General features: G+C 67.0%; 14 protein-coding genes. 8 read left to right on the top strand and 6 right to left on the bottom strand.

The window, feature by feature from the left end; translation table 11 throughout:
• Positions 1–21: 21 nt before the first annotated feature.
• The 5 genes from B6S44_RS26615 to B6S44_RS26635 form a co-directional block, all read right to left on the bottom strand.
• Positions 22–786: an HpcH/HpaI aldolase family protein gene (locus B6S44_RS26615; protein ID WP_129159873.1), complete on the bottom strand. Its 765-nt coding sequence runs from the start codon at positions 784–786 to the stop codon at positions 22–24.
• An 11-nt stretch (positions 787–797) separates the two neighbouring features.
• A complete protein-coding gene (gene hpaH, locus B6S44_RS26620) occupies positions 798–1,580 on the bottom strand; it encodes a 2-oxo-hept-4-ene-1,7-dioate hydratase (protein ID WP_129159874.1) in 783 nt (260 codons plus the stop codon).
• Positions 1,581–1,660: 80 nt separating this feature from the next.
• Positions 1,661–3,166, bottom strand: a complete 1,506-nt coding sequence (locus B6S44_RS26625; RefSeq protein ID WP_129159875.1) for a 2-hydroxymuconic semialdehyde dehydrogenase — start codon at positions 3,164–3,166, stop codon at positions 1,661–1,663.
• Between the two features lie 27 nt (positions 3,167–3,193).
• Positions 3,194–3,934, bottom strand: coding sequence for an SDR family NAD(P)-dependent oxidoreductase (locus B6S44_RS26630; RefSeq protein WP_164985975.1), 741 nt, complete (start codon positions 3,932–3,934; stop codon positions 3,194–3,196).
• Complete coding sequence (locus B6S44_RS26635) at positions 3,931–4,644, bottom strand: GntR family transcriptional regulator (protein WP_129159877.1); 714 nt, start codon at positions 4,642–4,644, stop codon at positions 3,931–3,933. Before B6S44_RS26635 ends, B6S44_RS26630 begins: the two co-directional genes overlap by 4 nt.
• 255 nt (positions 4,645–4,899) lie before the next feature.
• On the opposite strand from B6S44_RS26635, the gene B6S44_RS26640 reads away from it, so the two are divergent.
• The 8 genes from B6S44_RS26640 to B6S44_RS26675 are packed head-to-tail and all read left to right on the top strand — an operon-like array spanning position 4,900 to position 11,956.
• On the top strand, positions 4,900–6,105 hold the full coding sequence (locus B6S44_RS26640) for an ABC transporter substrate-binding protein (protein ID WP_129159878.1): 1,206 nt from the start codon (positions 4,900–4,902) through the stop codon (positions 6,103–6,105).
• A 20-nt stretch (positions 6,106–6,125) separates the two neighbouring features.
• Entirely contained in the window at positions 6,126–6,995 is an 870-nt protein-coding gene (locus tag B6S44_RS26645) for a branched-chain amino acid ABC transporter permease (RefSeq protein ID WP_129159879.1), read from the top strand.
• On the top strand, positions 6,992–8,011 hold the full coding sequence (locus tag B6S44_RS26650; RefSeq protein ID WP_129159880.1) for a branched-chain amino acid ABC transporter permease: 1,020 nt from the start codon (positions 6,992–6,994) through the stop codon (positions 8,009–8,011). The genes B6S44_RS26645 and B6S44_RS26650 overlap by 4 nt, the downstream gene beginning before the upstream one ends.
• On the top strand, positions 8,008–8,778 hold the full coding sequence (locus B6S44_RS26655) for an ABC transporter ATP-binding protein (protein WP_129159881.1): 771 nt from the start codon (positions 8,008–8,010) through the stop codon (positions 8,776–8,778). Before B6S44_RS26650 ends, B6S44_RS26655 begins: the two co-directional genes overlap by 4 nt.
• Entirely contained in the window at positions 8,778–9,524 is a 747-nt protein-coding gene (locus B6S44_RS26660) for an ABC transporter ATP-binding protein (protein WP_129159882.1), read from the top strand. Before B6S44_RS26655 ends, B6S44_RS26660 begins: the two co-directional genes overlap by 1 nt.
• Entirely contained in the window at positions 9,521–10,378 is an 858-nt protein-coding gene (locus B6S44_RS26665; protein WP_129159883.1) for a VOC family protein, read from the top strand. The genes B6S44_RS26660 and B6S44_RS26665 overlap by 4 nt, the downstream gene beginning before the upstream one ends.
• Positions 10,379–10,418: 40 nt before the next feature.
• Positions 10,419–11,276 (top strand): VOC family protein, encoded by an 858-nt coding sequence (locus B6S44_RS26670; protein WP_129159884.1) that lies wholly within the window; start codon positions 10,419–10,421, stop codon positions 11,274–11,276.
• Entirely contained in the window at positions 11,273–11,956 is a 684-nt protein-coding gene (locus B6S44_RS26675; RefSeq protein ID WP_248309773.1) for a class II aldolase/adducin family protein, read from the top strand. Before B6S44_RS26670 ends, B6S44_RS26675 begins: the two co-directional genes overlap by 4 nt.
• 33 nt (positions 11,957–11,989) lie before the next feature.
• Here the strand turns inward: B6S44_RS26675 and B6S44_RS26680 are convergent, their stop codons facing one another.
• Positions 11,990–13,495 (bottom strand): tripartite tricarboxylate transporter permease, encoded by a 1,506-nt coding sequence (locus tag B6S44_RS26680; RefSeq protein ID WP_129159886.1) that lies wholly within the window; start codon positions 13,493–13,495, stop codon positions 11,990–11,992.
• Positions 13,496–13,499 lie beyond the last annotated feature (4 nt).

Raw genomic sequence — 13,499 nt, forward strand, 5'->3', positions numbered from 1 at the left:
AGCTGGCCGGTGAACCCGCCCCTAGCGGGCGAACGCCTTCGCCAGCGCGTCGGCATTTTTCGTCAGCAGGCCGAGGTCCGAGCCGACGGCGACAAAGCGATAGCCCCATTCGATATAGCGGCGGGCATCGGCCTCCGACGGCGTGAGGATGCCCGCCGGCTTGCCGACGGCGGTCAACCGATCGACCGCGTCCTTGATCGCGGCCTGCACCTCGGGATGGCCGGGATTGCCGATATGGCCGAGCGAGGCGGAGAGATCGGCCGGGCCGATGAAGACGCCGTCGACCCCGTCGACCGAGGCGATCGCCTCGATCTGGCTCAGGGCCTCGCCGGTCTCGACCTGCACGAGGACGCAGATCTCGGCATCGGCGCGCTTGAGATAGTCAGGCACGCGGCCATAGCGGCTGCCGCGGCCGCTCACGGTGATGCCGCGTATGCCGGCCGGCGGATAGCGGCAGGCGGCGACGGCCTTGGCCGCCTCCTCAGCGTTCTGGACGAAGGGCACGAGCACGGCCTGCGTGCCGATATCGAGGAGGCGCTTGATCAGGACCGGGTCGTTCCAGGCCGGGCGTACGATTGGCGTCGCGGTGCCGGCCTGCAGCGCCTGGAGCTGGGCGAGTACCGCCGGCGGCTCGTTCGGCGAGTGCTCGGTGTCGACCAGGATCCAGTCGAAGCCGCTATGACCGATGATCTCGGCAACGATCGGGCTGCATAGGCTGCTCCACAGCCCGATCTGGAGCTCGCCGCGGGCGAGCGCGGCCTTGAAGGCGTTGCGAGGCAGGTCCATCGAGAACTCCTTCAGACGAACTGCACGGAGACGCTACCGAGCGGCCCGAAATCGGCGTGCAGCGTATCGCCCTTAGCTGCCCAGACCGGCCGTGTGAAGGAGCCCGACAGCATCAGGTCGCCGGGCTTCAGCGTGATGTCGAACGGCGCGAGCTTGTTGGCGAGCCAGGCGATCGCCATTGCTGGGTGGCCGAGCACGCCGGCGGCGAGGCCGGTCTCCTCGATCTCGGAGTTGCGATAGAAGATCGCGCCGACCCAGCGCAGGTCGACATCCTCGGGCCGGACCGGCCGGCCGCCGAGGACGATGCCGGCGGCGGCGCCATTGTCGGCGATCGTGTCGAAGATCTTGCGCGGCTCGGTCACGCGCGCATCGATGATCTCGATCGAGGGTACGACATATTCGGTCGCCCGGAGCACGTCGATCAGCCCGATGCCCGGGCCCTTCAGCGGCTCCTTCAGGATGAAGGTCAGCTCCGGCTCGACGCGCGGCATGCAGAAATTCTCGAACTTCACCTTGGCGCCATCGTTCAGCAGGAGATCATCGAAGAGGTAGCCGTAGTCCGGCTCGTCGATCTTCGAGGAGGCCTGCATCGCCTTCGAGGTCAGGCCGATCTTGTGGCCGACGATCCTGGCGCCCGCCTTGACCCGCTCCTGCGCCACCGCCGAGGAGATCGCGTAGGAATCCTCGATCCTGATCTCGGGGAACATCTGCGAGGGCCGTTCGCCCTGCTTCTTGGTGCGGTGGCTCTCAAGCAAGGAGCGCACCACCTGCGCGCGCTGGGCTTCGGTCAGCATGGCATTTTGTCCTGTGTCGCGATGGCAGAGGGCGGTCGCTGCCTGCTACCGCCGGATTTGACGTTGAAAGCGGGAAGCCGTCAGAGCTTGATGCAGACGTTGCGCAGCTCGGTGTAGAACTCCATCGAGTGCACGCCGCCCTCGCGGCCGATGCCGGACTGCTTCGAGCCGCCGAAGGGCGTGCGCAAATCGCGCAGGAACCAGGAATTCACCCAGGTGATGCCGACCTCGACCTGAGCTGCAACGCGATGGGCCCGCGTCAGGTTCTCGGTCCAGATCGAGGTGGCGAGGCCGTAGGGGCTGTCGTTCGCGAGCGTGATGACGGCGTCCTCCTCGTCGAAGGGCACGATGTTGCAGCAGGGACCGAAGATCTCCTCGCGCATCACCGCCGAATCCTCGGAGAGACCCGTCCAGATCGTCGGCTCGACGAAGGAGCCGTCCGAGTAGGGGGCTGGCAGCTCGGGCACGCCGCCGCCGGTGATGATCTCGGCGCCCTCGGTCTTCGCCATGGCGTAGTAGGACAGCACCTTGTCGCGATGGACCTGGCTGATCAGCGGGCCGAGCGTGGTCGAGGCCTCGAACGGGTTGCCCGGCTTCAGCTTCTCGGCCGCTTGCTTCAGCCGCTGGGTGAACTGATCGAAGATCGGCCGCTCGACATAGACGCGCTCGGTGCCGAGGCAGACCTGGCCGCAATTGGCGAAAACGGCGCGGCCGACGCCCTCGATCGCCTTGTCCATGTCGCAATCGGCGAAGACCAGCGAGGCGTTCTTGCCGCCGAGCTCGAGCGAGACCGGTCTAACGCCCCTGGACGCGGCCCGCATGATCGCTTCGCCCGTTCGCGTCTCGCCGGTGAAGGTGATGCCGTCGACGAGTGGATGGCTGGTCAGGTATTCGCCGGCGCTGTCCTCGCCGTAGCCGTGCACGACATTGTAGACGCCGGGCGGCACGCCGGCTTCGTTCATGATCTCGCCGAGCATGGTCGCCGTGGTCGGCGTCTCCTCGGAGGGCTTGACCACGACGGTGTTGCCGCAGGCGAGCGCCGGCGCGACCTTCCAGGTCATCAGCAGGAGCGGCAGGTTCCACGGGCAGACCACGGCGATGACGCCGCGCGGCCTGCGAATGGCGTAGTTCAGCGCACCGGCGCCGTCCGGCGTCGCCATGCGGAAGGTCTCGGTCGAGAGCGTCAGCACCTGGTCGGCGAAGACGTTGAAGTTCGCGGCGCCGCGCGGGATGTCGATATGCGAGGCGAGGCTCTTCGGCTTGCCGGTGTCGAGCACCTCGGCCGCGAGGAAATCGTCGAAGCGGGCCATGATCCCGTCGGCGACCTTGCGCAGGATCGCCGAGCGCTGCTGCTCGCTCATCCTGCCCCACGGCCCCTTCAGTGCCCGCCTGGCAGCCTTGACCGCATCGTCGACCGCAGCCGAGTCGGCCTCGGGGACGAGGTTGATCAATTCGCCGGTCGCCGGATGGCGGTTCTCGAAGCTGCTGCGGCCGGCCGGCACGAAGCGCCCATCGATGAAATGCGACAGGCGGGCGGTCTCAGCGCCCACAGCAGCACCCTGGTAGCGCGGAACGGCGCTGTTCATCGTCTCACTCCCGGATTGTTGTTGTTGTCATGGGCGCATCATCGCGCCGCCATTCACGTCGAGGATGGCGCCCGAGATGAAGCTCGCCGCCGGTGAACAGAGGAAGGCGATCGGCCAGGCGATTTCCTCCGGACGGGCGGCCCGGCCGAGTGGATGGCGTGCCAGCGCCGCCGAAAGATCATGGACGCCGACCATCGCCGTGTCGGTGATCCCCGGCGCGATGCCGTTGACCAGCATGCCCTGGCCGCCGAAGCGGGCCGCGAGCCAGCGCACCAGCGTGTGCAAACCGCCCTTGGACGCGGCGTAATGCGGGCCGACGCCGGGGAAGGAGCCGCCGGTCGCGGCAACGATCGAGCCGACGAGGACGACCCGCCCGCCGCCGCGCGCTGCCATGGCGGGCACGAGCTCGCGCGCCAGGCGCATCGGCGCCATCAGGTTGAGTGACAGCGTCGTCTCGGCGACCTCTTCCCAGCCGTCCGCATCCCAATCGACTGGACGGTAGATGCCGGCACCGAGGACAGCGGCGTCGAGTGCGCCTGCCAGCTCGGACAGGCGCCGCGGTGCTTCGTCGTCGAGCAGGTCGATGGTGATCTCGCGGGCCTTGTCGGCATGCTCGCCGAGCCCGGCGATCGTCGCGGCGCAGGAGATGCGGTCGGTTAGGATGAGCTTGGCGCCGAGGCCCGCCAGAACCTGCACTGTCACCGCGCCGATGCCGCCGGCTGCGCCAGTGACCAGAATGGTCTGGCCGCTCAGATCGAAGCCGCTCACGCCTTGTCTCCGGGAAAGTCGTCGTCCCGGGCCAGCGCAGCCATCGCCTTGCGGACCTCTTCGGCCGTGCGGGCGAGGTGCAGCTCGGTCATCCGGCAGGCGCGCAGCGCATTGCGCTGCATGGTCGCATCGTAGATGGCGCGATGCTCGTCATGGACGTTGCGCCAGCCACGCGAAACGTTGAGCGACACACGGCGATAGCGCTCGGATTGCCGGTAGAGCAGGTCGCGCAGCTTGATCAGCATCGGCGATCCCGCGGCCGAGACCAGCGCGGCATGGAAGGCGCGGTTGCGCGCCTCCCAGATCTCGAGCTGCTCCGGCGGCAGCGCCTCGCTGGTGTGCGGCAGATGCTCTTCGACCGCCGCCAGCGCCTCGAACGCTGCCGTGACCTCGCGCTCCCACTCTGCACCGCCATTGCGGATCGCGGCGTTGAGCGCCTCGGTTTCGATCAGGGCGCGGACACGCGAGACATCATCGAGCTCGTCCAGGGAAAGCGGCGCCACCCAGAAGCCGCGCTGTCCCTCCGAGACCACGAGCAGGTCGCCCATCAGCCGGGCGAGCGCTTCGCGCAGTGGCGACATGCCGACTTCATAGTCCTGCGCCAGCCCTTCGAGCTTCAGCTTGCTGCCCGCTGCGAGGCGGCCATTGACGATGTCGCCGCGCAATTGGCGGTAGGTCCGGTCGGCCAAAGTCTTGTCGGATGAGGACATTCCGAGGCGCGCAGCTCCTGTGGTCGATAGCCCTCTCTAGCATTAAATTTCGAAATTACAATCCTGAACGGAACACAAGTTGGACGGCGCTCTCTCTCGAGTTGTCATAAAATTAAGAGATTTATGAGACTCATCGTGAAGTGATGTGTTTCACGGTCAGAAAAAATATCGAAATAAGATTGACACCCCAGCGCCGATCTTGTTGGATGCCGGGCAATCGGGTGGCGCCAAGACCGCCCCGTTGGAGGACCTCCCATGACAGAGCGCTTTCCACTCTCCCGCCGCGACTTCATCGCCTCTGCCGGCGCTGCTGCCCTGACCAGCGCGATCGGCGCACCGGCCCTGGCGCAGACCGCCAACAAGCCGCTGAAGATCGGTATGGTGACCTCGCTGTCGGGGCCGTTCACGGCGCTCGGTGAGAGCATGCGCGCCGGCATGCAGATGTTCCTGGCGGAGAATGGCGGCAAGCTCGCCGGCCGCGCCGTCGAATTGATCGTCGAGGATGATCAGGCCAAGCCCGACGAGGGCGTGCGCAAGTTCCGCAAGCTGATCGGCCAGGACAATGTCGACATCGTCTCCGGCGTGATCTCCTCGGCGGTGGCGCTCGCCGTCCGCGACGTGGTGACCGAGGCCAAGGCGCTGACCTTCATCTCCGCTGGCTCGGCCAATGATCTCGCCCGCAAGGCGGCGAGCCCCTTCGTCTTCCGGCCGACCAAGACCAACTGGATGCTTGGCCACACCGCCGGCCTCTGGGCCTATGAGAAGCTCGGCAAGTCCGGCTGCATGACCATCGGCGCCGACTACGCCGCCGGACGCGAATATATCGGCGATTTCGTCGCCACTTATCAGCAGCAGGGCGGCAAAGTCGGCAAGCAGCTCTGGGCGCCGCTCGGCACCACCGATTTCGGCCCGCTGCTGACGACGATCGCGGCCGAGAAGCCGGAGTTCATCTACTCCTTCTTCGCCGGCTCGGACGCGGTGCGCTTCCTACGCCAAATGCGCGAGTACCGGCTCTCCGGCAAGGTCAAGCTGATCGGCGGCGGCGCGCTGTTCGATCAGGAAGACGTGGTCTCGGCGGTCAAGGAGGCGGCGCTCGGCGGGCTCAACACCTGCAATCAGTCGCCGACGGCGCCGAGTTCGGCCGCCTTCACCAAAGCCTATCAGGCGGCGCGCAACGTCATGCCGGGCGAGATGGGCACGGCGGGCTACGTCACCGGCCAGGTGATCAAGGCCGCGATCGAGCGCGTCGAGGGCGATCTCTCCAACAAGGTCAAGGTCAAGGAAGCCTTGCTCGCCAAGGAGGTCGAGACGGTGTTCGGGCCGATGCCGTTCGACCCGCGCAACAACCAGGCGATCCTCGACATCTACGTCAACGAGATCAAGGAAGGCACTGGGGGCGTCCCGGTCAACCAGGTGATCCATACCTACAAGGGCGTGCGCGATCCGGGCCCGGTGGCCTGACGCGACGAAGGAGCTGTTCCGTGGGCTTCTATGCCGTCCAGAGCTTGAACGCGCTGTCGTTCTCGATGCTGCTGCTGCTGACCGGCCTCGGTCTGTCGGTGGTGCTCAACCTGATGAACTTCGTCAACCTGACCCACGGCTCCTTCTTCCTGCTCGGCGCCTATGTCGGCGTCTACTGGTTGGCCTCGGGCGCGCCCTGGTGGCTTACCTTCCCGGTCGCCTTCGTGGCGGCTGGCCTGGTCGGCTTCCTGCTGGAGCGTTTCCCGTTCCGGCAGTTCTATGCGCGAACGCATCTGATGCAGGTGCTGCTGACCTACGGGCTCTCGGTGATCTTCGCCGATCTGATGCGCTGGGGTTTTGGCGCGCAGATCCTCTCGGCGGAGATCCCGGAAGCGCTGCGCGGCGTCGTCTTCATCATGGACATGCCGTTCCCGATCTACCGGCTCTTCATCATCGGCTTCGGCGCGGCGCTCGCCTTCGCGCTCTGGTTCGTGATCGACCGCACCATCTGGGGCGCGGTGGTCAGGGCCTGCGTCACCGATCGCGGCTTCGTCGAGACCCTCGGCCTCGACACGCGCCGGATCTTCACCGCGGTGCTGGTGATCTCGGCCGGCCTCGGCGGCATTTCCGGTGCGCTCGGCGCCGGCATCCTCTCGGCTTATCCCGGCCTCGACGAGGAGGTGCTGATCCTGGCGCTGATCGTCGTCGTCGCCGGCGGGCTCGGCACCTTCCGCGGCACGGTGCTGAGCGCCCTGCTCCTCGGCTTCGCCATGACCTTCTCCAAGGTCTGGGTGCCGGAATTCTCCAATGTCGTCGCCCTCGCCGTCATGGCCGCGCTGCTGGTGGCGCTGCCCGAAGGGCTGGTTGCCAGGAAGGTGAGGCAGGTATGAGCTCGATCGCCGACGGGACCGGCCGCGTGGAGACGCGCCCCGCCAGTGAGCGGCGCGGCCTGCCGCTGACCGCAAAGCTTGCGCTGCTCGCCCTCGCGGCTGCCATTCCCCTGCTGTTCGCCGGTGACTATCAGCTGCGCTTCCTCGCAGAGATCCTGATCATCGGCACCGCCGTACTCAGCCTCGACCTCCTGGTCGGCTTCGGCGGGCTGGTCTCGCTCGGCCATGCCGTGTTCTTCGGCGGGGCGGCCTCTGCTGCGGCGATCGCCTCGCAGGCGCTCGGCGCCGATATCGTCGTGATGCTCGCGGTCGGCGTCCTGACCGGCATGGCGTCGGCACTGCTGATGGGCGTCGTGGTGATGCGCACCATCGCCCTGTTCTTCCTGATCCTCAGCCTGATCGTCGGCCAGATCGTCTGGGAGGTGGTGTTCCACTGGCGCGAGGTCACTGGCGGCGCCGACGGCCTGCGCGGCTTCCCGGTGCTGACGCTGCATACCGGCTTCGCCACGATCCCGCTCAACAACGGCGTCGCGCTCTATCTCGCAGCACTCGTGCTGGCACTCGCTGCCTTCCTCGCCGCCCGCTCCTTCGTCACGGCCCCGATCGGCCGCGCTTTGCTCGGCACGCGTGAGCGCCAGCTCAGGATGAGCGCGCTCGGCTATTCGATCCCGCGCATTCGCCTGATGGCGCTGGTCGCCTCCGGCGGCATCGCGGGTGCGGCCGGCGCGCTCTACCCCTTCGTCAACCAGTATGTCGGCCCCAACGCCGTGCATTGGACGATGTCGGCGATGATGATCATCATGCTGGTGATCGGCGGCGTCGGCTCGCTCTATGGCGCCTTCATCGGCTCGGCGATCTATCTCGGCATCCAGACCTATGTCTCGTCCTATACCGATCGCTGGCAATTGGTCGTCGGGCTCGTCTTCGTGCTGACTGTGATGATCATGCCGAAGGGCGTCGTCGCCGGCCTGAAGGCTGCGTTCGGACGGCGGAAGGATGCGGAGGGCCGGTCATGAGCGCGACTGCCGTTCCCGCCCTGGCGATCGAAGGCGTCGCCAAGTCCTTCGGCGGGCTGAAGGTGCTGAGCGACGTCTCGGTCACGCTCGGCCAGGGCGAATGCCTCGGCCTGATCGGCCCCAATGGCGCCGGCAAGACGACCTTGTTCAACATCGTCACCGGCTTCCTCATCCCCGATCACGGCCGCGTCGCCTTCGCCGGCGAGGACATCACCAGTGCAAGGCCCGATGTCAGGGTCCGCGCCGGGCTGGTGCGCACCTTCCAGAAGAGCATGGCCTTCCCGGAGCTCAGCGTCCGCGAGAACCTGGCGCTCGCTGCGCGCTCGCGGACGGGTGAAGGCTATGGCTGGTTCGGCAGCCGCAAGGTTGCCAAGGCAGCGGACGAGGCCGCCGATGAGTTGCTGACACGCGCTCAGTTGCGCGATCGGGCCGAACTGCCGGTCGCCGGCCTGTCCTATGGCGAGCAGCGCATCGTCGACGTCCTGGTTTCGCTGGCGATGCGCCCGCGCGTGCTCTTGCTCGATGAGCCGACCGCCGGCCTGTCGCGAGCGGAAGGCGAGCACCTGATCGAGGTCGTCCGCACGCTCGGCGAGGACCTCTCGACCATCCTGATCGCCCATGACCTCGATATCGTCTTTGGCGTCTGCGACCGCGTCGCCGTGCTCGATCTCGGCCGTTTGATCGCCTGCGACACGCCGGATGCGATCAAGGCGCATGAGGGCGCGCAGGCTGCCTATCTCGGTGCTTCGCTCGGGGAGGCCGCGTGATGTCGGCGCAAGCACAGCAACAGCCGGCGTCCGCTACCTACCTTTCGGTCGCCGGGCTCGATGCCGGCTATGACGGCGTGCGCGTCCTGCATGGCGTCGATTTTTCGCTGGCGCAGGGCGAGGCGGTGGCGTTGCTCGGCCGCAACGGCGCCGGCAAGAGCACGCTCTCCTCGGCCCTGTTCGGGCTGGAGCCGCAGATCTCCGGCCGGATCGCGATCAAGGGCCAGGAGGTTGCCGGCTGGCCGGGGCACCGCATCGCCCGGCTCGGCGTCGCCCTCGTGCCGCAGGGCCGCGGCGTCTACGCCAATCTCACCGTCGACGAAAACCTGACCATGGCGGCGCTGTGGTCGCGCAAGCAGCCGAACCGGCGCTGGGTCAAGGAGCGCATCTACGAGGATTTCCCGCGTCTCGCCGAACGCCGCTCCTTTTCCAGCGGCGCGCTCAGCGGCGGCGAGCGGCAATTGCTCGCGATCGCGCGCGCCTTGCTGACGCAGGCCGACCTGATCGTGCTCGACGAACCGAGCGAGGGCCTCTCGCCTCGGGCGATCGAAGAGGTCATCATCGGCACTGTCGGGCGTTTGCGCGGCGAGGGCTATACCCTGCTGATCGCGGAGCAGAACCTCGCCATGGCGCTGAAGCTGGCCGAACGGGCGTTGGTCCTCGACCATGGCCGCGTCGTCTTCGACGGGCCGTCCGACAGGTTGATGGCCGACAAGGACCTCCAGAAAGAGCATCTCGGGCTATGAGCGACGCGATCACCATCGAGCAATTGCGCTATGTCCGGCTCGGCACTGCCGATTTGAAGGGCGCGGCCGATTTCGCCGGCCGCATCCTCGGCCTGCAACTCGTCGACCGCACCGACAGCGCCGCCTATTTCCGCTCCGATTATCGCGACCATACGCTGGTCTATGTCGATGGGCTCGATACCGGCCAGGCGATCGGCTTCGAGGTGCGCGATCCCGATGCACTGGCGCAGGCCGAGCGCGTGCTGCAGGGCGCCGGCTTCGCGGTCACGCGCGGCGATACAGAGGCCTGCGCCATCAGAAAGGTCCGGCAATTCGTCTCGTTCCGGATGGCGGCCGGCTACGATATCGAGCTCGTGGTCAGGCCGCTGGAATCCGGCTGGCGCTATCACGGTCCACGCGATGCCGGCATCACCGGGCTGGAGGCCATTGCGCTGCGCGGCGCGCCTGATGCCTCGGACCAGCAGGTCTGGACCAGACTGCTCGGCGGCAAGGTCACCGACTGGGTCGGCGAAGCCGCCTATATCCGCTTCGACGAGGCGCATCATCGCATCGCCGTGCACCCGTCGCAGGAGAAGGGCATCCTCTCCGTCGAGTTCGGCGTCGAGGACGTCGATCTCGTCATGCAGAACGCCTATTACCTACGCGGTGCGCAGGCCCGCATCGTCGACGGCCCCGGCCGGCGCACCGCCTCGCAGCAGCTCTTCCTGAGCTTCGCCGGCCCGGACGGCGTCAACTTCTCCTATGTCGCCGAGGGCGAGCGGCTCGCCGTGCCGCGCCGGGCCAGGCAGTTCCCGCGCAAGCGCGAATCCTTCTGCGCCTGGGGCAGCGACACCCAAGTTCCCGAATATCGTTGAAGCGTCTTCGCCGGTTTTGAACCGGCAGGAAGGAGCGACCATGATCAAGCTTGCCGATGTGTCCTATGTCCGGCTTGGGACCCGCGATCTCGAGGGCGCGACCCATTTCGCCACCGAATATCTCGGCCTCGACGTTGCCGAGCGCGCCAAGGGCTCGGTCTATTTCAAGTCGGACGAGCGCGAACACACGCTCTGCTATTTCGAGGGCGATCCGGGCGATCAGGTCGTGTGCTTCGAGGTCGAGGAGCAGTTCCATCTTGACGAGGCCGCGGTGCAGCTCGAAGCGCTCGGCCATCCGGTCCGGCGCGGCACCGCTTCCGAGGCGGCGCTGCGCAAGGTCCACGACTTCATCGCCTTCCGCGATCCGACCGGCAATCCGATCGAGCTCGCCTGGCGACCGGGCTATAGCGGGCGGCGCTATCACGGCGCGCGCGATGCCGGCATCACCGGGTTCAGCCATGTCGGGATCTGCTCCAGCGATCTTGCCCGCGACGAGGCGTTCTGGACCAAGGTGACGAACGCGCAGGTCAGCGACCGCATCGGCGACGCGCCGCTGCTGCGTATCGACGAGGTTCATCACACCATCGCGCTGTTTCCCTCGCCCAAGCCCGGCATCCAGCACATCAACCACCAGGTCGAGACCGGCGACGACATCATGCGCTCGCACCAGTTCCTGAAGGACCGGCAGGTGCGCATGGTCTTCGGCCCCGGCCGGCACCCGACCTCCTCGGCCAAGTTCCTCTATTTCGAGGGGCCGGACGGCATGGTCTTCGAGTACTCCAGCGGCGTGCGCGAGATCGCCGACGAGCTGCTCTGGCGCGAGCGCCAGTACATGTTCGAGCCGAAGGGCTTCTGCAAATGGGGCGCCAAGCCCAACATCGCCGAATTCAACAAGTGAGCCCGACATCGCCGCGGCCGAGCGCCGCCCAGGAAGACCTGGTCCGGCAGGCCGGGCGCGCGCTGGCGCGCCACGGCCTCGTCCATGCCTATGGTCATTGTTCGCTGCGCCTCGACGTGGGGCATTTCCTGGTCTCGCCGCCAAAGCCCCTGGGCCTCGTCGCGGACGACGATGCCTGCAGCGTCGTCTCGCTGGACGGGCCATTGCCGGAGGGCGTGCTCGGCGAGGTTCGCATCCATCGCGAGATCTATCGCCGGCGCCCCGAAATCGGCGGCGTCATCCGGTCGATGCCGCAGCGGGTGATGACGCTCGGCACCGCTCGGATCACACCGCAGCCACGACACGGCTTCGGCAGCTATTTCGCCCCGCAGCCGCCGCTCTGGGACGATCCGCAATTGCTGCGCAATGACGAACAGGCTGCGGCGCTCGCCGAGCAGATGGGCGCTGCCCGCGCCATCGTCATGCGCGGCAATGGCGCGGTTACGGCGGGCAAGAGCCTGGAAGAGGCCGTCGTGCTGACCTGGTATCTCGAGGATGCGGCGCGCGTCGAGTTCGAGGCGCGGGCGGCCGGCATCGCCGAGGCCGGGGTGGTCTTCGGCGAGGCCGAGGCCGCGCAGCGCGCGACCTGGTCCGGCGCCATCCTGGAACGGATGTGGGCCTATCTCACAGCCGCCAGGTGAGAGGTAGGCTGAGCGGCCCTGGCCCGCGCTGCTTCAGCCTTGTGCGGGTTGCCTACTGGGCTTGTCGCCCCGCAGCGAGGCGATGACCGTCCAGCCGATGATGCCGATCGTGATCGCGGCGAGGACGGCGGCGATCGGCCGGTCGACCAGGCCGATCAGCCGGCCGTCGGATTTGATCATCGAGTTGATGAAATACTCCTCCAGCAGCGGCCCGAGCACGACGCCGAGGATCACCGGCGCCACCGGAAAATCGCTCTCCTCGAGCACGAAGGCCAGCACGCCGAAGGCAAGCATGACACCGACATCGAACAGCGAGTTGTTGATCGCGTAGGAGCCGACGATGGCGAAGAGCAGGATGATCGGCATCAGCACGCGCCGCGGCACGGAGAGCACGCGCGTCGCGATCTTGATGATCGCCCAGCCGAGCGGCAGCATCAAAAGGTTGGCGATGACGAAGACCAGGAAGACCGCATAGACGTTCTCCGGGTTGTTGACGAAGATCGTCGGCCCCGGCGCCATGTTCTTCATCATCAGCACGCCGATGGCGATCGCGGTGATCGAGTCGCCGGGGATGCCGAAGACCAGAGCCGGGATCCAGGCGCCGGCGAGCGAGGAATTGTTGGAGGCGCCGGCCTCGATCAGGCCCTCAGGATGGCCGGTGCCGAATTTCTCTGGCTCCTTCGAGAAGCGCTTGCTCATCGCATAGGACATCCAGGCCGCCATGTCGGCGCCGCTGCCCGGCTGGATGCCGATGATGGTGCCGAGCGCGCTGCCGCGGATCAGCTGCCAGGGGTACTGCTTGGTCAGGCGCCACATGTTCGCGAAGATCGGGCCGATCTTCTGGACAACCGCATGCGGGGCACTGCCATCAGAGACCATGTGGCGCATCACCTCGGAGCAGGCGAACATGCCGACCATCATCGGGATCAGCGAGACGCCGCCGAGCATCTCGGTGGATTCGAAGGTGAAGCGTGGCTGGCCGGCCGGGTTGTTCATGCCGACCATTGCGATCAGCAGGCCGATCAGAAGAGAAATGCAGGCTTTCAGCGGCGTCGAGGAGCCGATGAAGACGGCGCCGCCGAGGCCGAGCATGACGATCCAGAAGAACTCGACCGAGCCGAAGCCGAGCGCGAAATCGGCGATAGCCGGAGAAGCCACCATCATCACCGCGGTGCCGAACAGGCCGCCGAGCACCGAGAACCACAGGCCGATGCCGAGCGCGAGCTCCGGCTTGCCCTTCAGCGTCATCTGGTAGGAATCGTCGACATAGGCCGCCGAGGCCGGCGTGCCGGGGATGCGCAGGAGGCAGCCGGGAATGTCGCCGGAGAAGATCGCCATGGTCGAGGTGGTGACGATCGCGGCGATCGCCGGCACCGGCGGCATGAAGAAGGTCAGCGGCACCAGCAGCGCCGTCGCCATCGTGGCCGAGAGGCCGGGGATGCAGCCGACCACGAGGCCGTAGATCGCCGAGGCGGTGATGACGAAGAGCACATAGGGATCGAGCACCATCCCCAGCGCGGTGACATAGGCGTCGAGCATGGAG

The sequence above is a fragment of the Allobosea sp. Tri-44 genome (genome assembly GCF_004123845.1).
Lineage (GTDB): Bacteria > Pseudomonadota > Alphaproteobacteria > Rhizobiales > Beijerinckiaceae > Allobosea.

Bases quoted from the DNA above. Each gene is read 5' to 3' on its own strand.
- B6S44_RS26680 (WP_129159886.1), bottom strand. From the start codon at position 13,495: ATGCTCGACGCCTATGTCACCGCGCTGGGGATGGTGCTCGATCCCTAT.
- B6S44_RS26635 (WP_129159877.1), bottom strand. From the start codon at position 4,644: ATGTCCTCATCCGACAAGACTTTGGCCGACCGGACCTACCGCCAATTG.
- B6S44_RS26660 (WP_129159882.1), top strand. From the start codon at position 8,778: ATGTCGGCGCAAGCACAGCAACAGCCGGCGTCCGCTACCTACCTTTCG.
- B6S44_RS26640 (WP_129159878.1), top strand. From the start codon at position 4,900: ATGACAGAGCGCTTTCCACTCTCCCGCCGCGACTTCATCGCCTCTGCC.
- B6S44_RS26615 (WP_129159873.1), bottom strand. From the start codon at position 786: ATGGACCTGCCTCGCAACGCCTTCAAGGCCGCGCTCGCCCGCGGCGAG.
- B6S44_RS26650 (WP_129159880.1), top strand. From the start codon at position 6,992: ATGAGCTCGATCGCCGACGGGACCGGCCGCGTGGAGACGCGCCCCGCC.
- B6S44_RS26655 (WP_129159881.1), top strand. From the start codon at position 8,008: ATGAGCGCGACTGCCGTTCCCGCCCTGGCGATCGAAGGCGTCGCCAAG.
- B6S44_RS26665 (WP_129159883.1), top strand. From the start codon at position 9,521: ATGAGCGACGCGATCACCATCGAGCAATTGCGCTATGTCCGGCTCGGC.
- B6S44_RS26625 (WP_129159875.1), bottom strand. From the start codon at position 3,166: ATGAACAGCGCCGTTCCGCGCTACCAGGGTGCTGCTGTGGGCGCTGAG.
- hpaH (WP_129159874.1), bottom strand. From the start codon at position 1,580: ATGCTGACCGAAGCCCAGCGCGCGCAGGTGGTGCGCTCCTTGCTTGAG.
- B6S44_RS26670 (WP_129159884.1), top strand. From the start codon at position 10,419: ATGATCAAGCTTGCCGATGTGTCCTATGTCCGGCTTGGGACCCGCGAT.